The organism is Pseudarthrobacter defluvii (assembly GCF_030816725.1).
GTDB lineage: Bacteria > Actinomycetota > Actinomycetes > Actinomycetales > Micrococcaceae > Arthrobacter > Arthrobacter defluvii_A.
In genome coordinates this window covers 3,795,733-3,818,465 of record NZ_JAUSYG010000001.1, presented here as the reverse complement: position 1 = coordinate 3,818,465, position 22,733 = coordinate 3,795,733, and the positions used below count along the sequence as shown (strand labels likewise).

Here is a 22,733-nt window from a genome sequence, read left to right as displayed (position 1 = left end):
GCAGGCTTGCTAAGCACTGGGGGACGGAGAATAGTGGAAAACGGGAAACAGTCTTTTCCTGCCGGTACAGCCGGAAATCCGGATGCGCGGGGGACTGGCCGTTTTCTGGCAGAATAGCCGCAACATCAGGCGTATCGCGAGGAGGCGGCCCCCATGGGCTCACGAGAGTTGCATCCGGATCCGGCCCGGGACGGGGGCGGTACTGCCGCTCCGCACGGCATCGTGGTGGGGGTAGACGGGTCGGACCACGGCCAGTGCGCACTGGTGTGGGCGGCACGCGAGGCCCAGCGCCGCCGTCGTCCGCTTCATATCGTCACTGCCTATTCCGTGCCGATCTTCGCCGCGTCCGGCCTGGATGGCGGTTACGCCACCGTGGACGATTCCGTTATCCGCGAAGGTGCCGAGGCGATCGTCAGGCAGGCACTGGAGAAAGTTTCGCCGTACGACGTGGACGTGACGTCCTCGGTGGAAAACGGCGATGCTGCAGGAGTTTTGCTGGAAATCTCCGAGACCGCGGAACTGCTGGTGGTGGGGACCCGCGGCCGGGGCGGCTTTGTTGGCCGGCTCCTGGGCTCGGTCAGCAGCGCGCTGCCCGCCCACGCCAAATGCCCCACGGTGACGGTCCCGCTGTTCTGCTCGGACCGGCTGGGCGAGACCACCGAGGACCGCCGGGTCAAGGCGGAGCAGGCGAAGTCCGGGCACCGGCCCGTGGAGGATGTGGTGGTGGTCGGGGTGGACGGCTCCGAGCAGGCACGCGTCGCCGTCCTCGAAGCGGCCGATCAGGCCGAACGCCTTGGCGCCTCCCTGCGCGTGGTTTGCGCCGTACCCCAGTACAGCGGTTCCTTGGCCTGGGTTCCCGCACCGATGGACCGGAAGGCCCTTTTCGACGACATCCGCGCCACCTTGGAAGCCGGCATGGCCTGGCTGCGCAGCCACTATCCGCGCCTGCAGGCCGAGTACGAGTTGAAGGACGGCTCACCGGTTGACGTGCTTGTCGAGGAAAGCAAGCATGTGGAGCTGGTGGTAGTGGGTACCCGCGGGCGTGGCGGCTTCACCGGGATGCTTCTGGGCTCAACGTCCGACGGCGTGCTCCACCATGCGAAGGGACCGGTCATGGTGGTCCCGGACCGCGAGGACCCGCGCATGGCGGACCGCGCACGGTTCGGCCCAATAATGGGCGACGCCGCCTAGCTCCCGCCCGGACCGCCAGGCAATACCGCACTTCAGGCATACGGCACCCGGAACATGGAACAGCAAGGGCCGCTGTTAGCCGGCACCAGCGCGGACGCCGGGCTGGTACTGGACCTGCGTCATCTCAACGCCCGGATGCTGGCGGTGGTGGGCGGCAAGGCAGCCAATCTTGGGGAGCTCCTGTCCGCAGGGTTGCCGGTTCCGGAAGGCTTCTGCCTCACCACCGCCGCATACCGGCAGGCCGTCGCCGCCGGCGGCTCCGTGCTTCCGGCGCTGGCCGGGGTCTACGCTGACCTTTCAGCCGGCGCCGCCACGATAGAGCCGGGCCGGCTCAATGAACTGGCCGGGACGGCACGGGCAGCCATCCTGGCGGCGCCCCTTCCGGCGGCGGTTTCCGCGGCCGTGGAACAGGCCTACGCGGGTCTGGGTCCCGACGTTCCGGTGGCGGTCAGGTCCTCCGCCACTGCTGAAGACCTGCCGTTCGCCAGCTTCGCCGGGCAGCAGGACACGTACCTCAACGTGGTCGGAGTGCCTGCGGTGCTGGACGCCGTCCGGCGGTGCTGGGCGTCGCTGTGGACCGACCGGGCAACTGCCTACCGGGCGGGTCTGGGGATGGACCCGGCAGGCGTGGCGCTCGCGGTGGTGGTCCAGCGGATGGTGGACGCAGAGACCGCAGGCGTCATGTTCACGGCAAACCCCCTTACCGGCAGCCGCCGCCAAGTGGTCATCGACGCCAGTCCCGGCCTGGGTGAGGCTGTTGTCTCCGGCGCCGTCAATCCCGACCACTTCGTGGTGGATGCCTTGACCGGCAGGGTGCTGGACCAGGAACTGGGCGCCAAGGGCGTTGAGGTGCGCCCGGTCCCCGGGGGCGGTACGCAGATCCGGGAACTGCCCGAGGACCACGGCGCTGCCTGCCTGGCAGAGCGCCAGTTGCGTGCGCTCGCACGCCTGGGGCTGCAGGCTGAGGAGCATTTCGGCTCTCCGCAGGACACCGAGTGGGCCATCGGCCGCACAGGGGCCCTGTGGCTCACGCAGTCCAGGCCCATCACCACGCTGTACCCCGTTCCGAGGAGCAATGGTGCCGCCGGCAGGATCCCACAGGGGAGGGCCGCTGTTGGCGGCACCAGGGCCTACCTTTGCTTCAGCCTGGCCCAGGGGCTGACCCGGCCGCTCACCCCCATGGGGCTCGCGGCCGTTCGCCTCATCGCCTCCTCAGTGGCCACGGCTGCCGGCTTCCCTGTTCCTGATCCGCGCAGTGGGCCGTCCCCCTATGCTGAAGCCGGGCAACGGATCTACGTCGACTTCACCACTCCCATTCGCAGCGCCATAGGCCGGCGCATCGTTCCACGGGTTTTCGACATCATGGAAGCGCGGACCGCCGCGGTCATGCGCCGGCTGATGGAGGACCCCGCCTTTTCGGTCACCTGGAGGACGCCGTTCGGGATGCTGCGCCACGTTGCCCCCGTGGCGATCCAGGCCAGAGTTCCTGCCACACTCCTCCGTGCGCTGGTCCGGCCCCGTGCGGCCATGCGCCGTCTTGACCGGTTCACCCGTGATTTCGAGGCGTCACTGGCTTCCAACGGTGCTGACAGTGCCCTGGCCCGCCTTGACCACGCCGAGTCACTCGTCGGATCCCGCCTGTTCCTGATTGTGCCGGCCATTCTTCCCCTTCCTGCCGTGGGCTTCGCCATGCTGGGCATTGCCGGAAAGCTGGTGGGCGGAAATGCGTGGGAGGAGCTGCAGGCGGTGATCCGGGGTCTGCCGCACAACGTCACCACCGAAATGGACCTGGAGTTGTGGCACCTCGCCTCAGCCATCCAGGAAGACTCTGACTCACGCACCGCACTGTTGACGGAGAATCCGTCGGTCCTGGCGGCCCGTTTCCAGGCCGGGCAGCTGCCCGCCCGCCTGGACACCGGTCTGGCCAGGTTCCTGGACAGGTACGGCCAGCGGTCAGTGGGCGAAATCGACGTCGGGCTGCCGCGGTGGTCGGAGGAACCGGCCCACATCCTCGGGATCCTCGCCAACTACCTTCGGCTGGACGACCCCGCGCTCGCACCTGACATGCAGTTCAGCGAGGCCGCCAGGGACGCGGAAGAACAGGTGGGCAGGCTCGTTGCCCGCGCGGCCGCCCAGGGCAGGATTCGGGGCATGCTGGTGCGTGCCGCGCTGCGCAGGGCGCGGTTGTTTGCCGGGCGGCGGGAGCTGCCAAAGTACCAGCTGGTGCTCGGGCTCGGGGAAGTCCGGCGGCAGTTGCTCGTGGTGGGCAGGGAGTTGGAAGAAGCGGGCACCATTGAGCGGCAGGACGACATTTTCTTCCTGGACTTCGCGGAGGTCCGCCGGGGGTTGGCCGGCAATAGCCCGGACATGGAAAACCCGCCCCGTGACCTGCGGGAACTTGTGTCGGCCCGGCGCCAGGAGTATGACCGGGAGCTCAGTCGCCGGAACATCCCCAGGGTGTTGCTCTCGGACGGTACCGAACCCGAGGCGGTGCGGACCGCCGTCGGAATGGAAGGGGACGGAACCCTGTCCGGCAGCCCTGCCTCGGCCGGAACGGTGACTGCTGCAGCACGGGTCATCCTGGATCCGGTCGGAGCCCGCCTTGAGCCGGGTGAAATCCTGGTTGCACCGTCTACGGACCCCGGCTGGACTCCGCTGTTCCTGACGGCCGGAGGGCTGGTGATGGAGATGGGCGGAGCAAACTCCCACGGCGCAGTCGTGGCCAGGGAGTACGGCATCCCGGCGGTTGTAGGAGTGCCCGACGCCACCAGCGCGATAACCACCGGCCAAAAAATAACGGTCGACGGCGGTGCGGGAACCGTAGTGCCGGAAGAACCCGGCACGCTGGAGGATGGCAGGGCGGCCAGGGGCGCGGAGCCGCCGGCACGGGCGTAGTCTTTATCTATGGGCTCCAACAGGCTGGATTCCAGCGGACGGCTGCAAGTTAACACCACACCCCTGAACCGGCGCGCGTGGCTGCGGTGGATGCCCGCCGCGGCGGCTCCGGTGGTCATCGCCGCGGGTGCCCTCACAGTGTCCCTCCCGGCAGGGGCCAGCAACCCCTTGCCCACCAAGACGCCCGCCCAGGTCCTGGAACTGGCGGCAAGCCACCAGGTGCAGGCATTCTCCGGGACCGTGGAGCAGTCGGCCGAACTGGGCCTGCCGGAGTTGCCCACCACCGGCAAGCCTTCCGGGCCTGCGTCTCCGGGCAGCGCCGCTTCGGTCATTGAAATGCTGACCGGCACCCACACCGCGCGCCTCTACGTGGATGGCAAGGACAACGCCCGCGTCCAGGTGATGGACCAACTGGCCGAGCGGGATGTTATCCGGCACGGCAATGACGTCTGGTTCTATTCGTCGAAGGACAACACGGCAGCACACGCCACCATGCCCGCGCACGCCCCCTCGCTTTCAAAGGACCGCCAGGGTCCAGGCGGCGTGTATACACCCGCCGAAATGGCCCAGCAGTTCCTTTCGAAGATTGACCCCAACACTGCCGTTTCCGTGGGACCGGACGTTTCCGTGGCCGGGCGGGCCGCGTACAACCTGCTGATTGAGCCGCGCACGGACGCAACCTTGGTGGGCAAGGTGGCCATCGCCGTCGACGGCCAAAACGGCTTGCCCCTGTCCGTCCAGGTGACCGCGCGCGGAGCGGACAGGCCTGCCTTCAGTTCCGGTTTCACCAACCTCTCCCTGGCTGCCCCGGACCAGTCGGTCTTCAGCTTCAGCCCGCCGCCGGGCAGCACGCTCAAGGAACTCCCCGTTCCTGACAGGCCGGATGACCCCGCCGACGGCTCCCGCCAGGACGCCATGCACAACGGGGGCAAGGGCCACGTCTCCGTGAGCGGGACCGGCTGGGAGGCCGTGGTGGGCACCGTGCGTGGATCTGCTGCAGAGGCGGACATGATGCTGCAGGATCCGCTGCTGTCCCCGGCTGCGGTCGCCGTACCCGGTGGCCGGCTGCTCTCCACCGCCCTGCTCAACGTCCTGATCACAGACGACGGACGCATCTTCGCAGGAATGGTGCCGCCGGAACGGCTGCAGTCAGCAGCAGCGGCCCAGTAAGTGGTGGCCGCAGGGGGAATGGTGGCCGGAGAGTTCAGTCCGGCCTGCCGAAGGCTGGCCCGATGAGCGGCGCCCTGGCGATTGAGACGCAGGGACTGAGCAAGCGCTTTGGCCAGCAGGCCGCCGTCGACCGCGTGGACTTGGCCGTCCCGCACGGAACGGTCTTCGGTTTCCTGGGACCCAACGGGTCAGGCAAAACCACAACCATCCGCATGCTGCTGGGCCTGGCAGGAGCGTCCGCCGGGACGGTAAGCCTCCTTGGCCAGCGGATGCCGGACAAACTCCACGAGGTACTGCCGCGTGTGGGCGCGCTGGTTGAAGGGCCCGCCTTCTACCCCTTTCTGTCCGGCGCCGCCAACCTCCACCGGCTGGATTCGGCCAGCCCGCATACTGTCCCCGCAACCCGCAAGGCCCGGGTGCAGGAGGCGCTGGAACGTGTGGGCCTGGAGCACGCGGCAGGCAAACGGGTGCACGCGTACTCGCTGGGAATGAAGCAGCGGCTGGGGATAGCCAATGCCTTGCTGTCACCGCGGGACCTGCTGGTGCTGGACGAGCCCACCAACGGCCTGGATCCACAGGGCACCCGGGAGGTCCGCAACCTGGTGCGGTCCCTGGCGCATGAGGGCACCACCGTTTTCGTGTCCAGCCACCTGCTGGCCGAGGTGGACCAGATGTGCACTCACGCAGCCGTCATGAGTGCCGGAAAGCTCGTGGCCCAGGGGCCCTTGGCTGAGCTGCGGCAGGCGGGGTCCACCCGGCTCCGGCTGGTGACCCCGGACGGCGGGACGGCCCGCGGGGTCCTGGCCCGGCTGGGGCTTGCATCCGAATCAGGGAACACTGACCCCCTGCGTGCACAACCCGACGGGGAGACTGTGATGGCGGTGCTTCAAACCGGGGCCCACCAGCCGGAGGTGCTTCCCGAGGACGTCGTGGCGCACCTGGTCCAGGCAGGCGTCCGGGTCAGGGGCTTCGCCGTCGAGCGTGAAAGCCTTGAAGACCGCTTTGTCGCCCTCACCGGGGAAGGATTCGACGTTGCCCAGTAGTGTGCCCTCCGATGTGCCAGCGGACATGCCCGGGATTGCCGGAGCTTCGAGGTCAGCCAGCCGAAGCTCCGGATTCTCCCTGCTGGGGTCCGAACTCAAGGTGTTGTTCGGGCGCCGGCGCACGTGGGCGCTGCTCCTGTCCCTGGCCGCCATCCCGGTCCTCATAGCCGTCGCCGTGAAGATCTCATCCGCCGTACCACCCGGCCGGGGTCCCGCGTTCCTTGACCGGATCACCCAGAACGGCCTCTTCGTCGCCTTTACCGCCATGCTGGTCTCCGTCCCGCTGTTCATGCCGCTCGCCGTGGGTGTGGTGGCCGGGGACACGATCGCTGGGGAGGCGAACCTGGGAACCCTCCGGTACCTGCTGGTGGCCCCGGCCGGACGGGTGCGGCTCCTCCTGGTCAAATACGCCGGTGCCCTGGCCTTCTGCATCGTGGCCCCGTTGACCGTGGGCCTTGCCGGGGCGGCCATCGGAGCGGCGCTTTTCCCGGTAGGCCCCGTGACACTGCTCTCCGGAGGCGTGGTGCAACCGTCCGAAGCTCCCCTGCGCATCGTGCTGATCGCCGCGTACCTTGCAGTATCCCTGGCCGGTCTGTCCGCGATAGGGCTGTTCCTGTCCACACTGACGGTGGTTCCGGTCGGGGCGATGGCCGCCACGGTGGTGGTCTCGGTGGTCTCACAGGTCATGGACCAGCTTCCGCAGCTGGAGTGGCTGCACCCGTGGCTCTTCAGCCACTACTGGCTTGGGTTCGGCGACATGCTCCGCCAGCCCGTGGCTTGGGATTCCTTCGGCAGCAACGCACTGCTCCAGGCCGGCTACGTGGCAGTCTTCGGGGCGCTCGCCTACGGCCGGTTCGTCACCAAGGACATCCTGAGCTGACGACGGCGGCTGGGAACTTCAGCGCCGCGGCTCAGCCGGGCTGGGGCAGGCAGCCATCCGCGCAGCTTAGTAGCGCGCTGCGTACGGGTAGAGCTCCATGCCCACCATCGAGCTGATGCTGGAAACGGTGATGCCTTCCTGCGGGTTGAGGGCCTGCACCACCTGGCCGTTCCCCAGGTAAATGGCCACGTGGTAGAAGTTCGGCGCGGAGCCCCAGACCAGCAGGTCGCCGCGGCGGGCCTGTGAAATGGGGACGTGGACCGGGGCGGCGGCGTACTGCTGTGAAGCCGTGCGCGGCAGATACTTCCCGGCTGCGGCGAAGGCGTGCTGCACCAGGCCTGAGCAGTCGAAACCATAGACCCCGGTACCGCCCCACTGGTAGTAGTACGGTGCGCCCACCTTCCCCAGCGCAACGGAGATCGCGGCCTCATAGGTACCTGAACCGGTGGAAGGCGCGGGAGCAGGGGCGGGGGCTGGAGCGGGAGCAGGCGCCGGTGCGGGAGCCGGGGCAGGAGCGGGTGCGGGAGCCGGGGCAGGAACGGGTGCAGGCGCCGGTGCAGGCGCCGGTGCGGGAGCCGGGGCAGGTGCGGGTGCAGGCGCCGGTGCGGGAGCCGGGGCAGGAGCGGGTGCAGGCGCCGCGGGGGCAGGTACTGCCGGAGCAGGGGCCGCAGGGGGTGCATCCTGCGCGCGGTTGTTCTGCCCGGATGCCTGGCTCCGGTCACTCCGGCTCTGGTCATTCTGGGTCCGGGCAGCCTGATCCTGGGCTGCCTTATCCGCGGCGGCCTTGTCGGCAGCGGCGGACAAAGCGGCCAGACGTGCCTCCTCACGCTGCCGGTCCAAGGCATCCACGCGGGCTGATTCGAGCGCCACCGTGGTGTTGCGGAGCTGTGCCAACTGGTCCACCAGGACGGTCCGCTGCGCCTTCGCGTCGGCTACGGCCTTCACCTGTGCGGCGTTGGCCTGTTCCGCCTGGGACTTCCGTTGCTCTGCGGTCTTCGCTGCATCATCAGCAGCCTTGGTGGCATCCTCCGCGGCCGCGGTGAGGGAGCGGTTTGCGGTGGCCGCGGCGTCGGCAGCTTCAAAGGCCCGGCTGCGGCTGGCAGAGAGGGCCTCGAGCGTGGCGGCCTGTTGCAGGCTTTCACCCCCGCTGGCAAAGGTTCCGAGGGTGGGGTTCAGGCCCCCGTTGCGGTAGAGGTCACCGGCGAGCTGGCCCACCTGCTTCCGGGTTTTGTCCTGCTGATCCCGGGCCGAGGCGGCCTTCGCGGAAGCTACCGATGCGGCCTCGGTCCGCTGCTGCAGTTCCACCAGCGCCTCGCTGTAGGCATTGTTGGCCTGCATGGCCACCGCGAATGCCGCCTGTTGGGCGGTGGATGCGTCCGCCAGGATGCGCTCGATGGCGGTGACCTGGTCCGCCGTCGCGGACTCGCTGGCCTTGGCAGCGGCAATGTCCTCGGGCGAAGGGATCTCGGGCGACGCCGGAACGGCCAGGGGAGAAGACAGTGGCGGGATTGCGGCTGCGGGCGTCGCTACGGAAGCAAAGAGTACGACGGCGGCGCACAGCACAGCCGTCCTGCGGCCGGATCCGGATAAAGCCATCTGCAGAGACCTCGCAACGGTAAGGCTGGGAGTGAGGTTCTGGATGCGGCACGACGGTGCCCCTCAGCTGCTCGCCAGCAGTCCGAGGCTACGTGACAGTTTGCACATTGGCAACAGCAGTCACATCAATAACATAAACCACAACAATGTCATTAGCGGCGGAATCAGCGCGGGTGTGTCGCGTCAGGCGTGTTGGTGTTCCTCGTGTTCGGAATGGCTGGCAGGCTCCAATTGGAAGGTGCAATGGTCCGTATCGAAATGCGAGCCCAGGCACGTGATGAGCTTGTCCAGCAGCTGGTCGGCGCCCCGCGCATTGAGCACTCCGTCTTCCACCACCACGTGCGCGGAGAACACCGGGACGCCTGAGGTGATGGTCCAGATGTGGATGTCGTGGACGTCGGTTACGCCGGCCACCGAAAGGATGTGCTCGCGGATCATCTGCACCTCCACGCCTTTCGGGCTGGCCTCCAGCAGGACGTCCACCACGTCACGCAGCAGGCTCCAGGCCCGGGGGAGGATCATCAGCGCGATGAGGACGGAGGCAATGGTGTCCGCCGCTTGGAAACCGGTCATCATGATCACCACGGCTGCAATGATGACGGCCACTGAGCCCAGGAGGTCACCCAGCACTTCCAGGTACGCGCCGCGGATGTTCAGGCTCTGGTCCTGCGCCGTGCGGAGGACCAACAGCGACACCAGGTTGGCCACGGCGCCCACGACGGCGGCAAACAGCATGATGTCCGTCTGCACTTCCGGGGGCGCCCCAAACCGCCGGACCGCCTCGGTGAAGATGACCACGGAGATCACGATCAGGATCAGCGCATTGGCAAGGGCCGCCAGAACCTCCGCACGCTGGTAGCCGTAGGTCCGCTGTTCGCTCGCGGGGCGGCCTGCGATCCAGGCGGCCAGCAGGGCGATGGTGACGCCGGCAGCATCGGAGAGCATGTGCCCGGCGTCCGCCAGCAGGGAGAGCGATCCGGACAGCACGGCCCCCACGATCTGGATGACCACCACCCCAAGGGTGATCCCCAGGACGGCCACAAGGCGTTTCCGGTGCCGCCGCGTGGCGGTGATCCCGTGGCTGTGATCGTGTCCCATGCTTACAAGGCTAGCCCCAGCCCAGCTCGTGCAGCCGGTCATCGGATATGCCGAAGTGGTGGGCGATTTCGTGGACCACGGTCACGGCCACTTCGTGGATCACGTCCTCCCGGGAGGCGCAGATCGCCAGGATGGGTTCGCGGAAAATGGTGATCCGGTCCGGAAGGGAACCGGCGTCCCACCATGAATCGCGTTCCGTCAGCGGAACCCCTTCGTACAGCCCCAGCAGCACGGTCCCGGGATCCTCCCCGGGCCCCGGCACGTAATCGTCATCAATGAATACCGCCACGTTGTCCATGGCGCGGGCCAGCTGGTCGGGAATGCTGTCCAGGGCGTCGTGCACGGCGGCCTCGAACTCATCGGGCGACATGGTAAAACCGGAGGGCTCGTGCGGGCCGTCGGGAATGATCGGCAGGCCCGGTGGCAGGTTGGCTGGCATGCCCAGACTCTAGCGCTGAAAGCGCCGTTGCCTAACCCGGCCCGCCCGGGTCCTGCGCCGGGTCAGCCCGACCCCCACCAGGCACACGAGCCCGCCCACCAGCCCCCAGGCGGTGGGGATCTCGCCCAGCAGCAGCCAGGAGATCAGGACCGTGGTGCCGGGGACCAAATACGTCGTCGCAGCCAGCTTGCCGGCATCCACCAGCGACAACGCGTAAGCCCAGGTAGTGAAGGCAATCGCCGTCGGGAAAACGCCCAGGTACACCAGGCCCAGCGTGGCCTGCGGCGGGGCAGCCTGGACTTCGGACGCCAACTGCCCTGCGAAAGGCAGGCAGCACAGGGCGCCCACCATGATCCCGAACCAGGTTGCCTGCGCGGCAGGGAATTTCCGCACCACCGGTTTCTGGATGATCACGCTGACCGCGGCGAGCACCGCTGCAAGGAGGCAAAGCGCCACGCCCGCCAGGTCCGCCGTCGAACTCGCCCCGGGAGTGCGCGGCTGCCCCGAACCGAGCGCGATCAACGCGACGCCCGCAAAGGCCACTGTGCTGCCGATGAGCAGCCACCGCGGGAAGCCTTCTTTGAGGAAGATGCCCGACATGATGGCCACCAGGATGGGGTTGACATTGATCAGCAGGGCACTGGTACCGGCGTCGAGGATGTGCTCGGCGGCGTTCAGGGCCACGTTGTAGCCTCCGAACCACATGACGCCATAGGCGAAAATGGGCAGCCATTCCCGTCCCCGGGGCAGTACCCGGCTCTTGAGCAGTTGCGGCACCACCAGGAAGGCCAGCACGACGGCGGCAATCGCCAGCCTGCCCAGGGTCAGGGAACCGGGGGAGAAGTGGGGGCCAATGGCCCGGATTCCAACGAACGCCGACGCCCACAGAACCACCGTGACCACCATGGCGGCCACCCCAAGGGCCGTCACGGGCTTCAGTGCTGCTTGTGCGGTGGTCAGCGGTTCCTGAGCGGGGCTGGTGGAAGGCATGAGACCAATGTACGGCGGGGACGGGTGCTGGACTGGCGGAAATCGGCCTTGTCGCTGCCCTCGGCTAGGATGCGGACTATGCTCTCCCCTCAGGCTCCTGCCCGTGATACCCCGCGCCTTGTCCGGAAAATCATCTGGATCGCACTGGCTGTCATCGTCCTGGGCGGCGTCGCCTGGTACGCCCTCTTCACTGCCAACAAACCCCAGCAGTCGGCGCCGCCTGCCGCCGGACCGGAACAACTGGTGCGCGCGGACAGCCACCGGCTCACCGCACCTGGCGAGGAAAAAGCGCAGCTGGTGGAGTTCCTGGACTTCGAGTGCCCCTCCTGCGGAGCCGTGCATCCCTATGTGGAGGAGCTTAAAGCGGAGTTCGGGGACAGGATCACGTTCGTCAACAGGTACTTTCCGCTGTCCGCCCACCCCAATTCAGGCCAGGCAGCCCTGGCGGCGGAAGCGGCTGCACAACAGGGCCAGTACCAGCAGATGGCTGCCAAGCTCTTCGAAAACCAGTCGGCGTGGGCCGGCAGCCAGCAGTCGCAGGCGCCGCTGTTCCGTACCTACGCCGGGGAGTTGGGGCTGGACCTGGCACAGTTCGATGCCGCCGTCGCCGACCAGAAAACCGAAGACCGCATCCTGGCCGACATCGCCGACGGCAATGCCCTTGGTGTCAGCGGCACGCCCACCTTCTTCCTCAACGGCGAGAAGCTGACACTGAGCACCAAAGCGGACTTCCGGCAGAAGCTGGCCGACGCCGTCAAGTAGCTGTCCCGGCACCAACCAGCAGTCACCCAAATCTCCGCCTGCCCCTACCTTCCGCCAGCCCAGGCGAGCAACTCTTCCACCGGCCAGGTGGTGATGATCCGCTCGGCCGGCACGTTATTGCGGGCGGCCCGCTCGGCACCGTACTGCAGGAAATCCAACTGTCCCGGTGCGTGGGCATCGCTGTCGATCGAGAACAGGCAGCCCGCTTCCAGTGCCAGCTGGATCAGGGCATCGGGCGGGTCCTGCCGCTCCGGACGGGAATTGATCTCCACAGCTACGTTGTGCTCGGCGCACGCTGCGAACACTTCCTTGGCGTCGAATTCCGACGGCGGACGGGTTCCACGTGAGCCTTCCACCAGCCGGCCGGTGCAGTGGCCCAGGACGTTGGTCCGGGGATCCTGGATGCCGCCGAGCATCCGGGTGGTCATCGTTTTCCGGTCCGCGCGCAGCTTTGAGTGGACGCTGGCCACCACAATGTCCAGGCGGTCCAGCAGTTCCGGTTCCTGGTCCAGCTCGCCGGACTCCAGGATGTCCACTTCGATCCCGGTCAGGAGCCTGGTGGCTCCGCCGCTGCTGTTGTTGATGCCCGCCACCACGTCCAGCTGGTCCAGCAGGCGGTCGGCCGACAGCCCGTTGGCAATGGTGAGGTTGGGCGAGTGGTCGGTCAGGGCCAGGTACTCCCTGCCCAGCACCTCAGCGGCCGCCACCATCAGCTCAATGGGGGAGCCGCCGTCGGACCATTCGCTGTGGCTGTGAAGGTCTCCGCGAAGCGCCGCCCGGATGTCCGTGCCGCCCGAGGCCAGCGGCTCGGCGCCCTTCTCCCGAAGGTCCGCCAGATAGTCGGGGACCTGTCCGTCCACGGCTTGCCGGATCACCGCGAAGGTCCGGTCACCAATCCCCTTCATGGACTTGAGTCGGCCGTTACGGGCGCGCGCGGCCACCTCCTCCGGGCTGAGCGCACTGATGGCAGCGGCCGCCTTTCGGAAGGCCTGGACCTTGAACGTGGCCGCGCGTCCGCGCTCCAGCCAAAAAGCGATCTCGTTGAGCGCATCGACGGCATCCATCCGTCCATCTTGACCCGTCCAAGGGCCAAACGGCGGGCTTTTTCGCCGATTTTGGAATATTCCCGGTTAGCCCCTATAGTTTTAGAGTCCAGTTCGGAGAAACGCAAAGGACAAAGACGAAAAGCCCCGCTTGACGCCTTTTATTTTGTTCCGAACGGGTTCTGGCCCCCATCGTCTAGCGGCCTAGGACACCGCCCTTTCACGGCGGCGGCACGGGTTCGAATCCCGTTGGGGGTACGCAAGGAACTGGTCAGGCAGGCTAAAAAAGTCTGGTAGGCTGGAGGCCTTGAAAAAAGCGGTAGAGATACCGCAAAGCAAGAAACGCAAGGCCCTGTAGCGCAGTTGGTTAGCGCGCCGCCCTGTCACGGCGGAGGTCGCGGGTTCAAGTCCCGTCAGGGTCGCTCTGATTGTTGGAAGAGATTCCGGCTCTCATGGTGACTAGTCACCTAGGCTCTGTAGCTCAGTTGGTAGAGCGTTCGACTGAAAATCGAAAGGTCACCGGATCGACGCCGGTCGGAGCCACCACTGGGAAGCATCAGTTCTTCGGAACTGGTGCTTTTCTGCTTTAACCCTTTTGACCACTCTTCCAACGCTGTGTCACAGGCTGGGGATAGGGTGGAAGCAACAGAAGGGGGAGTGCCTGATGGAATACCAGAACCAACAGCCCGTGGTGCCAAGACGTCCCGCCGCAAGCCCGGCCCCGGGCCCCGGGCGGACGGTCATTTCCGAGACTGCAGTGGCAAAGGTGGCCGGAATCGCCGCACGGTCAGTTCCGGGCGTCTACTCCCTGGGTTCGGGCCCCTCCCGTGCCCTGGGCGCCATCCGCGACGCCGTGGGAAGTTCGGACCACGCATCCGGCGTCCATGCAGAAGTGGGCGAAACCCAGGTGGCCGTGGACATTACCCTGGTGGCAAGCTACGGAACGCCCCTGCACGCACTGGCCAATGACGTCCGCGCTGCCGTCTACCGTGCCGTGGAGGAACTGGTGGGGTTGCAGGTCATCGAGGTGAATGTCGAAATAACGGACGTCTACGTACCTCCGCCCGTCAAAAGCACACCGTCCGCCACCACCGAACGGGAGGCGCTGCTGTGAGCCTCACGGTGGCAGGGGTTGCAATTGGTGCCTTCGTGGCTTTCATGTCCCTGCAGTTCGGCCTGTGGGGCTTCCTTGTCTCCCTTCTCTTCATGGCCATTGGAGCGCTCCTGGGCCGTGCCGCCGAAGGGAAACTGGACCTGCGCGGAGTGTTGGACGCCATCACCGGCCGCCGTTCGTCCTCATGACCACGCCCGCGCCCGTAGTGCGCGGGCGGGTGCTCAGCGGCCATAACCGGATCAGCACCCAGGCACTGACCAGCGTTGCCAGGGTGGCGGCAGCCCAGGCATTGGGCGTTGACGCCCAGGACGTGCGGGCGGATTGGACGGATGACGACGGCCTGCTGGCCCTATCCCTCGTCGCCCCCATCGGCGTCCCGCCATTGCAGTCCGTGGTGATGGACCGTGGCCGGGCGGAGGCAGCAGGCGGGTCCATCTGGGACCGCACCATCAAGGCCAAAGCAAGTATCTTGGCCACAGTTTCCGAATTGAGCGGCTCCCGGTTGAGCCGCGTGGATATCCGCATCAGCGGGGCACGGATAAGCACAGGAGGACGGGTGCGGTGAGCAGTAGCGTCGAAGACCCCAAGGTGGCCGGGGAAACCCGGGGGAACATCGGGCCTGACATGCGCAGGATCCTTTACCGTGAAACCCACTCCTCCCGGGCGGCCGTGTCCGTTGCCGCAGCCGTCCTGATCCTGGTGCTGGCCGCTTACGGGGTCCTCGAATCGGGGGTGCATGCCGTGGGCCAACCCGCTTGGCTCATTGAGCCGCAGGTGGCTGCCCAGCGCATCGTGGACCTCCCGGCCGGAATGCCCCCGCTGCTGCTTGCAGTCACCGGCGCCGTGCTCGCCATGCTGGGCTTGATCTTCTTCCTCAACGGGGTCCTCCCCGGGAAACGCGCCCGCCATCTGCTGGCCGGGGCACGTGGAGAGGGCCTTCCGGCCGTGGTGGTGGATGACGAGGTCATCGCATCCTCCCTCGCCCGCCGCACGCGCTTGGCCGCCAACGTCACGCCTGAACAGGTCATGGTGGTGGTTTCCCAGCGGCAGGTACTGGTAAATGTGCGGCCCACATCAGGAATTCCCGTGGACCAGGGCAGCGTGTTGGAAGCCGTCAGGGATGAGCTGGAGCAGATGCTGCTGGAACCGGCGCCCGTGCCCCGCGTCAATGTCACTCCTTCCGGGGTGATCGGGGCATGAACAGTACGCCGGCACTGCTCAACCGCATCCTTCTCACTGTGCTTGGCCTGGTCCTGCTGGGGACAGGGATCCTGCTGGTCCTGCTGGCGGCCGTTCCTCCGGTTGCCACATCGTGGCATGCCTGGTCCGGCGGAGTCTGGGCTGGCATCAGCCGGCTTTTCGACTCCACCCGGTTCCCCGGCCGGCCCGAGAGCTGGTTGTGGATCATCGTGGCACTGTCTTTGCTGGCGCTGATGGGGCTCATGGTCGCTTGGATCGCGCAGCAGGGAAAAGGCCGTTCGAACCTGCTGGCCGAGGAATACGATCCCGGCGATACGCCCGGCGACGTCCGCATCGGTGGCGGAGTAGCGGAGCAGGCGCTCAAGCAGGCTCTCGAGGGAAGGCCGGACCTGGCCGGCGCTACCGTCACCACTTACAACGTGAAGGGTTCGCCCGCGTTGAAGGTCCGCCTCCTGCCCCGCCAGGGTGTGGCCCCGCACCTGCTCGCGGCCGAGGTGTCCGGACTTCTGCACGCCTTGGAGTCCGTTGTGGGCAAGGAGATACCTGTCCTCATCCACATCGGAGCCGGGGCACGCACCCGCTTCAGCCGGGCTGAGCGCGTCCGCTGAACTGAAGCTTGCTCTGGCTGGCACCGCTGCCGCACTGTGCCTTTCCGGCTGCCGCCCGGAAGTTACCGCTCGCTCTGAAGATAGACGGTGCAGTCCACGGGGACCTCCTTCATGGCGGCCCAATCTTCCACCGGCTCGGGACCGCTGGACAGCACCACGGCATAGCCCTCAGGCACGGGGGCCGAGGCGAAGCCCATGTTGGCCACCACCACTGCGTCACCGTTACGGAAAGCCAGCAGTCCGCTGTCCGGCGCGTGCTCGTCGGTCCACTCAACGGTGCCGCTGCCTAGGCGCTGGGCTGCCCTGAATGTCAACGCGGCGCGGTAGAGCTCCAGCGTCGAGCCCTCCTCGCCGTCCTGCTGGTCGGCGGCCAGAGGGCCGAAGCTGTCCGGCTGGGGGAGCCAGGGCGCGGGCGCTTCTGCGGAAAGCGTCCCGGAAAAACCGTATCCCGGCTGGTCCATGGCCCACGGCAGGGGGACCCGGCAGCCGTCGCGCCCGATCTCGGCACCGCGGGTCCGGAAAAACGTTGGGTCCTGCCTTGCCCCGGACGGGAGGGTGGTGTGCTCCGGGAGTCCCAACTCCTCACCTTGGTAAAGGTAGGCGGAGCCTGGCAGCGCCAGAGCGACAAGCGTGGCGGCGCGGGCGCGGGCCTGGCCGAGGGCTGCGTCCGGCTGTTCGTCGTCAGGGCCAATGCCCTTTGGAAAGGTGGTGGGGTCCTTGAGCCCGAACCGGGTGGCGTGCCGCACCGTGTCGTGATTGCTGAGGACCCAGGTGCAGGGAGCGCCCACTGATGCTGCCGCTGCCAGCGACGCATCAATGGCCTCAGCCATGCGTTCGGCATCCCAACCGGCCAACAGGAAATCGAAGTTGAAGGCCTGCTGCATCTCATCGGGCCGTATATACCGTGCCAGGCGCTCAGCCGGTTCCACCCAGGCCTCGGCAACCATCATCCGGTCGCCGCCGTATTCAGCCAGGACCCGGTTCCAGTCGCGGTAGATCGCATGCACTCCGTCCTGGTCGAAGAAAGGCGACGGCGGGTACATCGGGGAGACGGCCCGGTGGGGTTCCTCCGCGTCAGTGTGGGCACGCGGAGCATCCCCTGGCTGATGGCTCTCCCGCGGCGGACCGGAGGTTCCTTCCACCATCGCGGCAACGCCGTCCCAGTCCGGTAGCCCCGCCTCCTTCACCAGGCCGTGGGCAACGTCCACCCTGAAACCGTCCGCGCCCCGGTCCAGCCAGAACCGCAGCACCGCACGCATCTCCTCATGCACCTCGGGGTTATCCCAGTTCAGGTCCGGCTGCTTGGTGTCGAACAGGTGGAGGTACCACTGTCCGGGCGTTCCGTCCGCGTCGGTCACCCGGCTCCAGGCCGGCCCGCCGAACACCGATTTCCAGTTGTTGGGCGCCAGCCTGCCGTCCCCGGAACCGGGCACTTCGTCCTGGCCGTCCCTGAAGATGTACCTGTCCCGTTCCCTGCTGCCCGGGGCGGCGGACAGCGCCTCGCGGAACCATGCATGCTCGTCCGACGTGTGGTTGGGAACCAGGTCAACGATGACTTTCATGCAACGCCGGTGGGCTTCCTGCAGCATTGCGTCGAAGTCCGCCAGGGTGCCGAAGAGCGGGTCCACCTGGCGGTAGTCCGCCACGTCGTAGCCGCCGTCGGCCTGCGGCGATTGGTAGAACGGGGACAACCAGATGGCATCCACTCCCAGCCGCTCCAAGTAGGGGAGGCGTTCGGTGACACCCCGCAAATCGCCCATTCCGTCACCGTTGCCGTCCGCAAAGGACCGGGGGTAGATCTGGTAGACGACAGCGTCGGCCCACCATGCGGAGGGGCGCGGTCCGGGCGGGGGAACGGATAAGTCGGACATTGGGTTCCCCTCTGATAACTTTTTGATGTAAACGCTTGCATTACCGACAGCTACCTTACTAGTGTGATGGTCACCACATCAACCTCACCTAGCAAGCGCACTGTCGACTTACTTGTCACTCAGCGAGGAGCTTCAAGCTAATGAAAACCCCGAGATTCCTGCTTCCGGCTGCCACTGCCGGCATTCTGGCCCTTACGTTGTCCGCCTGCGGCGGCGGAGGTGGAGGGGGCACCACGGGCGGTGGGGGCAGCGACGCTGACGCCAACCTCGATGCCCGCGGCCCCATCACCTTCGTGCAAGGCAAAGACAACAACAACGTCATTCGGCCTCTCATCGACAAGTGGAATGCGACTCACAAGGATGAGCAGGTCACCTTCAAGGAACAGACCGACCAGGCAGACCAGCAGCACGATGACCTGGTCCAGCACTTCCAGGCGAAGCAGTCCGACTACGATGTGGCTGATGTCGACGTTGTCTGGACTGCAGAGTTCGCAGCCAAGGGCTGGCTGCAGCCGCTGAAGGACAAGATGGCCATCGACACCAGTGCCATGTTGCCGGCCACGGTGCAGAGCGCCACCTATAAAGGCACGCTGTACGCGGCCCCGCGGACATCGGACGGCGGCATCCTCTTCTACCGCAAGGACCTGGTGCCCAACCCGCCCAAGACCTGGGACGAGATGATGGGCATGTGCTCCATCGCCAAGCAGAACAACATTGGCTGCTATGCCGGCCAGTTCAGCAAGTACGAGGGCCTCACGGTCAACGCTTCCGAGGCCATCAACTCGGCCGGCGGCTCGGTCCTGGACAAGGACGGCAAGCCAAACCTGAACACCCCCGAGGCCAAGGCCGGCCTGGGCAACCTGGCCAAGGCCTACGCTGACGGCAACATCCCCAAGGAAGCGATCACCTACAAGGAAGAGGACAGCCGGCAGGCCTTCCAAAGCGGCAAGCTCCTGTTCCTGCGCAACTGGCCGTACGTTTACAGCCTGATGAGCACTGAAGGATCCTCCGCCGTGAAAGACAAGTTCGGCATGACCGCACTGCCCGGCAAGGACGGTCCCGGTGCATCCTCGCTGGGCGGCCACAACACCGCAGTAAGCGTCTACTCGAAGCACAAGGCTACTGCGCTGGACTTTGTAAAATTCCTGACTTCCGAGGAAACCGAGAAGTTCTACGCTACGCAGGGCTCCCTGGCTCCGGTGCTTGGTTCGCTCTATGAGGACAAGGAACTGGTCGCGAAGCTGCCCTACCTGCCAGTGCTGAAGACGTCCATCGAGAACGCTGTACCGCGTCCCGTAACGCCGTTCTACCCGGCGGTCACCAAGGCAATCCAAGACAACGCGTACCCCGCTATCAAGGGAGAAAAGTCAGTGGAAAGCGCACTTACAGACATGCAGAAGTCCATCGAATCCGCCGGTGCGGGATCGTAGTTCTGTCATGGCAACCGAACTAGGCCCGACGCCGGTCAAGGCACCGGCGTCGGGTGGTACCCCCGGCCATCACGCGCCCAAGGGCGTAGGGGAGGACAACCGGATCGCGAGCCAGGGGCGCTGGGCCTCCTGGCTGCTCGCCCCGACCATCGTGGCCCTGGGTGTGGTGATCGTTTACCCCATCATCAGCGCCATCGTCATGTCCTTCCAAAAGGACGCCGGCCTTGATCCTGCCACCGGACTCTTCACCCAAGGTGGATCTGCCGGCCTCCAGAACTACGTGAACTGGCTGGCGCAGCAGTGTTCGGCGCCGGGTGGCGGAACCGTCGCCTGCCCGCCGGGCACCCTGGGCGGCCAGTTCTGGTCAGCCACGGCCACCACGTTCTTCTTCACGGTGGTGACGGTGGCACTGGAAACTGTCCTGGGCTTCTGGATGGCCATGATCATGGCACGCACGTTCCGCGGACGCAGTCTGGTCCGCGCCGCAGTGCTGGTGCCTTGGGCCATCCCCACAGCCGTGACGGCCAAGCTCTGGTTCTTCATCTTCGCCTTCGAAGGCATCGCCAACAAGCTGTTCAACACCACCATCCTGTGGACGGGCAGCGAGTGGCCGGCCAAATGGGCCGTGATCATCGCCGACGTCTGGAAAACCACGCCGTTCATGGCACTGTTGATCCTGGCCGGTTTGCAAATGATTCCGGCGGACGTCTACGAGGCAGCCAAGGTGGACGGTGCCACGGCCTGGCAGCGGTTCCGGCTGATCACCCTGCCGCTGGTGAAGCCGGCGCTGATGGTGGCCATCCTTTTCCGTACCCTCGACGCGCTGCGCATGTTCGACCTGCCCTACATCCTTACCGGTGGAGCAAACAACACCACCACCTTGTCCATCCTGGTGATCAACCAGATCAGGCAAGGGTTCAACTCGGCTGCGGCGCTGTCCACCATCACGTTCATCATCATCTTCCTCGTCGCTTTCATCTTCGTGCGCTTCCTTGGGGCGAACGTCGTTGAGCAGAGCGGCGCCACAGGAAAGGGGAAGAAATGACCACGGCAACAGCGGATGCCTCGGCCCTTCGTGCCCAACAGGACAAGGGCCGCAAGGCCGCGCAGAACCGGGAGAAGTGGGCGCAGGGGCGAACTTACCTCAGCGCCGCCATCATCCTGCTCTGGTGCCTGGCGCCGGCGTACTGGATGGTGGTCACCGCGTTCCGCGATGTGGGCTTTACGTATGACACGTCGATCCTGCCCAGCCACGTGACCCTGGACAACTTCCGGACCGCCTTTGACACGTCGTTCGGCAACAGGTTCGGCCAGGCACTGCTCAACAGTGTGTTTATCGGCGCGGTGGTCACCGCCATCTCGCTGCTGATCGGTGTGTTTGCTGCCTACGCCCTGGCCCGCCTGAACTTCCGGGGCAAGTTCCTGGTGCTCGGCTTCATCCTGGGCGCTTCCATGTTCCCCGGCGTTGCCCTCATCACCCCGCTTTTCCAGCTGTTCACCAACATCGGCTGGATGGGCACGTACCAGGCACTGATCATTCCCAACATCTCCTTCGTGCTCCCGCTGACGGTCTACACCATGACGTCGTTCTTCCGGGAAATGCCGTGGGAACTGGAGGAATCGGCCCGTGTTGACGGCTGCACCCAGGGGCAGGCTTTCCGCAAGGTCATCATGCCCCTGGCCGCACCGGCTATCTTCACCACGGCGATCCTGGCATTCATCTCCTCGTGGAATGAGTTCCTGATTGCCAGCCAGCTGTCCAGTGACGCAACGCAGCCGGTGACCGTGGCGATCGCCAACTTCGCCGGTGCACAGCCCAACCAGATCCCGTACACGGCCATCATGGCCGCAGGCACCATTGTCACCATCCCGCTGGTGATCCTGGTGCTGGTCTTCCAGCGCAAGATTGTCGCCGGCCTCACGGCAGGTGCAGTCAAGTGACGGACCACGGTTCCCGCCCCCGCACGCCGGGGGCGGGAAACCGCAGCCGGTTGGTCCGCTCGGGCGAGGACTTCGACATCATCATTGGTTTCCTCGCCTTCTGGGCGCTGGTCCTGCTGGTGGTCACCGTGTGGATGGAAGTTACCGCCCAGCCCGCCCTTGGCTGGGCGCTGGGCCTGCTGGCAACACTGCTGGCGTTGTATGGCATGGTGCGGCTGCGCAGGAAACTGCCGGCCCGCAGGTAGGCGCGGACGACACCGGGCCCGTGGTTACAGCTGCCACTGCATAGGCAGCCGCAGCCTGGGTTCCGATGCCCGGTGGCCTGACGAAAAATTGCGGGGCTGGGTATACGTAGGGCCGGGCCGGCCCCAAAGGAGTTAAAGAGGGGGCACGGTGGCACGGACAACGGAAAGGTCCCAGCGGGGCGGCCATAACGGCGTCAGCATCGAGGACGTGGCGGCGGCCGCCGGAGTTTCAACAGCCACAGTCTCCCGCGCAGTCCGCGGACTGCCCCGGGTCTCGCCGGCCACCAGGGAGAAGATCCTGGAAGTGGCCGGGAACCTGGGCTACGTAGCTTCTTCTTCGGCCTCCGGGCTTGCCACCGGACGGACCAAAACCATCGGCGTCCTGGCCCCCTTCGTCAGCCGCTGGTTCTTCTCCAAAGCGATCGAGGGTGCCGACCGCGAACTGCATGCCCGCCACTACAACCTCTCACTGTTCAATCTCGGGGGGCACGGCAGCAACCGTGAGCGGCTTTTCAGCAAAACGATGGTCTACAAACAGATCGACGCCCTGCTGGTCCTGTGTATGGCGCTCAGCCACGAGGAGATCGAGCACCTGCAGAAGATCGACATTCCGCTGGTTGTCGTGGGAGGGCACGTCGAGGAATGCCCCTACATCGGCATCGACGACTACGCCGCCGCCTCCACCGCTGTCCGGCACTTGATTGATCTTGGCCACCGGGACATTGCCCTGCTGCATGGCGACGACGAGACTGACCTGAATTTCGACGTCCCCCGGGTGCGCATCCTCGCATTCAAGGACGTCATGGCGGCGGCCGGCCTGCCGACACGGCCCGAATGGGATGAGTGGGGGGACTTCACCGTCCGCAGCGGCCAGGCGGCCTTACGGCGGCTGTGGTCCCGGCCCGGACAGAAGCCCACCGCGATCTTCTGCGCCTCGGACGAGATGGCCATGGGGGTAATCTTCGAAGCCCACCGCATGGGCATCAACATCCCCGGCGACCTGTCGGTCGTGGGCATCGACAACCATGACTTCGCAGAGGCCATGGGCCTCACCACTGTGGGGCAGCGGCCGGACGAGCAGGCCGAAATGGCCACCAAGATGCTTTTGGACGAACTGGACGGCCAGGAAGGCGCCGTCCGCTCCGCCGTCGCACCCCATGAACTGGTTGTGCGCAGTACCACGGCGCCTCCCCAAAACCTGTAAAAGCCCGGGAACT

General features: G+C 66.3%; 22 protein-coding genes and 3 tRNA genes. 19 read left to right on the top strand and 6 right to left on the bottom strand.

Features of this window, described 5'->3' with window-relative positions; all coding sequences use genetic code 11:
- Positions 1-153: 153 nt before the first annotated feature.
- The 5 genes from QF031_RS17790 (at position 154) to QF031_RS17770 (ending at position 7,179) form a co-directional block, all read left to right on the top strand.
- Positions 154-1,191 carry a universal stress protein gene (locus QF031_RS17790; protein WP_307431211.1) on the top strand — a complete coding sequence of 346 codons (1,038 nt, stop codon included), beginning with the start codon at positions 154-156 and terminating at the stop codon, positions 1,189-1,191.
- Positions 1,192-1,245: 54 nt separating this feature from the next.
- Complete coding sequence (locus QF031_RS17785) at positions 1,246-4,086, top strand: PEP/pyruvate-binding domain-containing protein (RefSeq protein WP_307431208.1); 2,841 nt, start codon at positions 1,246-1,248, stop codon at positions 4,084-4,086.
- A gap of 90 nt (positions 4,087-4,176) precedes the next feature.
- On the top strand, positions 4,177-5,256 hold the full coding sequence (locus QF031_RS17780; protein ID WP_307433476.1) for a hypothetical protein: 1,080 nt from the start codon (positions 4,177-4,179) through the stop codon (positions 5,254-5,256).
- A gap of 62 nt (positions 5,257-5,318) precedes the next feature.
- Entirely contained in the window at positions 5,319-6,299 is a 981-nt protein-coding gene (locus QF031_RS17775; RefSeq protein WP_307431205.1) for an ABC transporter ATP-binding protein, read from the top strand.
- A 25-nt stretch (positions 6,300-6,324) separates the two neighbouring features.
- A complete protein-coding gene (locus tag QF031_RS17770; RefSeq protein ID WP_307433473.1) occupies positions 6,325-7,179 on the top strand; it encodes an ABC transporter permease in 855 nt (284 codons plus the stop codon).
- A 66-nt stretch (positions 7,180-7,245) separates the two neighbouring features.
- On the opposite strand, the gene QF031_RS17765 is transcribed toward QF031_RS17770, so the two are convergent.
- The 4 genes from QF031_RS17765 to QF031_RS17750 all read right to left on the bottom strand — a co-directional run bounded on the left by QF031_RS17765 (position 7,246) and on the right by QF031_RS17750 (position 11,302).
- Entirely contained in the window at positions 7,246-8,775 is a 1,530-nt protein-coding gene (locus QF031_RS17765) for a C40 family peptidase (protein ID WP_307431201.1), read from the bottom strand.
- Between the two features lie 183 nt (positions 8,776-8,958).
- Entirely contained in the window at positions 8,959-9,873 is a 915-nt protein-coding gene (locus tag QF031_RS17760; RefSeq protein ID WP_307431197.1) for a cation diffusion facilitator family transporter, read from the bottom strand.
- 10 nt (positions 9,874-9,883) lie between these two features.
- Positions 9,884-10,312 carry a metallopeptidase family protein gene (locus tag QF031_RS17755; protein WP_307431194.1) on the bottom strand — a complete coding sequence of 143 codons (429 nt, stop codon included), beginning with the start codon at positions 10,310-10,312 and terminating at the stop codon, positions 9,884-9,886.
- Positions 10,313-10,321: 9 nt separating this feature from the next.
- Positions 10,322-11,302, bottom strand: a complete 981-nt coding sequence (locus QF031_RS17750) for a DMT family transporter (RefSeq protein ID WP_307431191.1) — start codon at positions 11,300-11,302, stop codon at positions 10,322-10,324.
- A gap of 78 nt (positions 11,303-11,380) precedes the next feature.
- Between QF031_RS17750 and QF031_RS17745 the strand changes: the two genes are divergently transcribed.
- Positions 11,381-12,064: a DsbA family protein gene (locus QF031_RS17745; RefSeq protein ID WP_307431187.1), complete on the top strand. Its 684-nt coding sequence runs from the start codon at positions 11,381-11,383 to the stop codon at positions 12,062-12,064.
- Between the two features lie 44 nt (positions 12,065-12,108).
- Here the strand turns inward: QF031_RS17745 and QF031_RS17740 are convergent, their stop codons facing one another.
- Entirely contained in the window at positions 12,109-13,128 is a 1,020-nt protein-coding gene (locus QF031_RS17740) for a PHP domain-containing protein (RefSeq protein ID WP_307431184.1), read from the bottom strand.
- Positions 13,129-13,292: 164 nt separating this feature from the next.
- On the opposite strand from QF031_RS17740, the gene QF031_RS17735 reads away from it, so the two are divergent.
- From QF031_RS17735 to QF031_RS17700, 8 genes are all read left to right on the top strand, one after another.
- Positions 13,293-13,365: transfer RNA gene (locus QF031_RS17735), tRNA-Glu, on the top strand.
- 90 nt (positions 13,366-13,455) lie between these two features.
- Positions 13,456-13,529, top strand: a tRNA-Asp gene (locus tag QF031_RS17730).
- 48 nt (positions 13,530-13,577) lie between these two features.
- A tRNA-Phe gene (locus tag QF031_RS17725) sits at positions 13,578-13,653 on the top strand.
- A gap of 118 nt (positions 13,654-13,771) precedes the next feature.
- On the top strand, positions 13,772-14,221 hold the full coding sequence (locus tag QF031_RS17720) for an Asp23/Gls24 family envelope stress response protein (RefSeq protein ID WP_307431181.1): 450 nt from the start codon (positions 13,772-13,774) through the stop codon (positions 14,219-14,221).
- Complete coding sequence (locus QF031_RS17715) at positions 14,218-14,409, top strand: DUF2273 domain-containing protein (RefSeq protein ID WP_091420981.1); 192 nt, start codon at positions 14,218-14,220, stop codon at positions 14,407-14,409. Before QF031_RS17720 ends, QF031_RS17715 begins: the two co-directional genes overlap by 4 nt.
- Positions 14,406-14,786 (top strand): hypothetical protein, encoded by a 381-nt coding sequence (locus QF031_RS17710; RefSeq protein WP_307431177.1) that lies wholly within the window; start codon positions 14,406-14,408, stop codon positions 14,784-14,786. The genes QF031_RS17715 and QF031_RS17710 overlap by 4 nt, the downstream gene beginning before the upstream one ends.
- On the top strand, positions 14,783-15,421 hold the full coding sequence (locus tag QF031_RS17705) for a hypothetical protein (RefSeq protein WP_370874530.1): 639 nt from the start codon (positions 14,783-14,785) through the stop codon (positions 15,419-15,421). The genes QF031_RS17710 and QF031_RS17705 overlap by 4 nt, the downstream gene beginning before the upstream one ends.
- Complete coding sequence (locus QF031_RS17700; protein ID WP_307431174.1) at positions 15,418-16,029, top strand: hypothetical protein; 612 nt, start codon at positions 15,418-15,420, stop codon at positions 16,027-16,029. The genes QF031_RS17705 and QF031_RS17700 overlap by 4 nt, the downstream gene beginning before the upstream one ends.
- Before the next feature lie 62 nt (positions 16,030-16,091).
- Here QF031_RS17700 and QF031_RS17695 read toward each other — a convergent pair whose 3' ends face one another.
- A complete protein-coding gene (locus QF031_RS17695; protein ID WP_307431171.1) occupies positions 16,092-17,900 on the bottom strand; it encodes a glycoside hydrolase family 13 protein in 1,809 nt (602 codons plus the stop codon).
- Between the two features lie 140 nt (positions 17,901-18,040).
- On the opposite strand from QF031_RS17695, the gene QF031_RS17690 reads away from it, so the two are divergent.
- The 5 genes from QF031_RS17690 (at position 18,041) to QF031_RS17670 (ending at position 22,720) form a co-directional block, all read left to right on the top strand.
- Entirely contained in the window at positions 18,041-19,330 is a 1,290-nt protein-coding gene (locus tag QF031_RS17690) for an ABC transporter substrate-binding protein (protein WP_307431169.1), read from the top strand.
- A 7-nt stretch (positions 19,331-19,337) separates the two neighbouring features.
- Positions 19,338-20,375, top strand: coding sequence for a carbohydrate ABC transporter permease (locus QF031_RS17685; protein ID WP_307431166.1), 1,038 nt, complete (start codon positions 19,338-19,340; stop codon positions 20,373-20,375).
- A complete protein-coding gene (locus QF031_RS17680; protein ID WP_307431163.1) occupies positions 20,372-21,271 on the top strand; it encodes a carbohydrate ABC transporter permease in 900 nt (299 codons plus the stop codon). Before QF031_RS17685 ends, QF031_RS17680 begins: the two co-directional genes overlap by 4 nt.
- Positions 21,268-21,516 (top strand): hypothetical protein, encoded by a 249-nt coding sequence (locus QF031_RS17675; RefSeq protein ID WP_307431160.1) that lies wholly within the window; start codon positions 21,268-21,270, stop codon positions 21,514-21,516. Before QF031_RS17680 ends, QF031_RS17675 begins: the two co-directional genes overlap by 4 nt.
- Before the next feature lie 148 nt (positions 21,517-21,664).
- Positions 21,665-22,720 carry a LacI family DNA-binding transcriptional regulator gene (locus tag QF031_RS17670; protein WP_307431157.1) on the top strand — a complete coding sequence of 352 codons (1,056 nt, stop codon included), beginning with the start codon at positions 21,665-21,667 and terminating at the stop codon, positions 22,718-22,720.
- Positions 22,721-22,733: the final 13 nt, after the last annotated feature.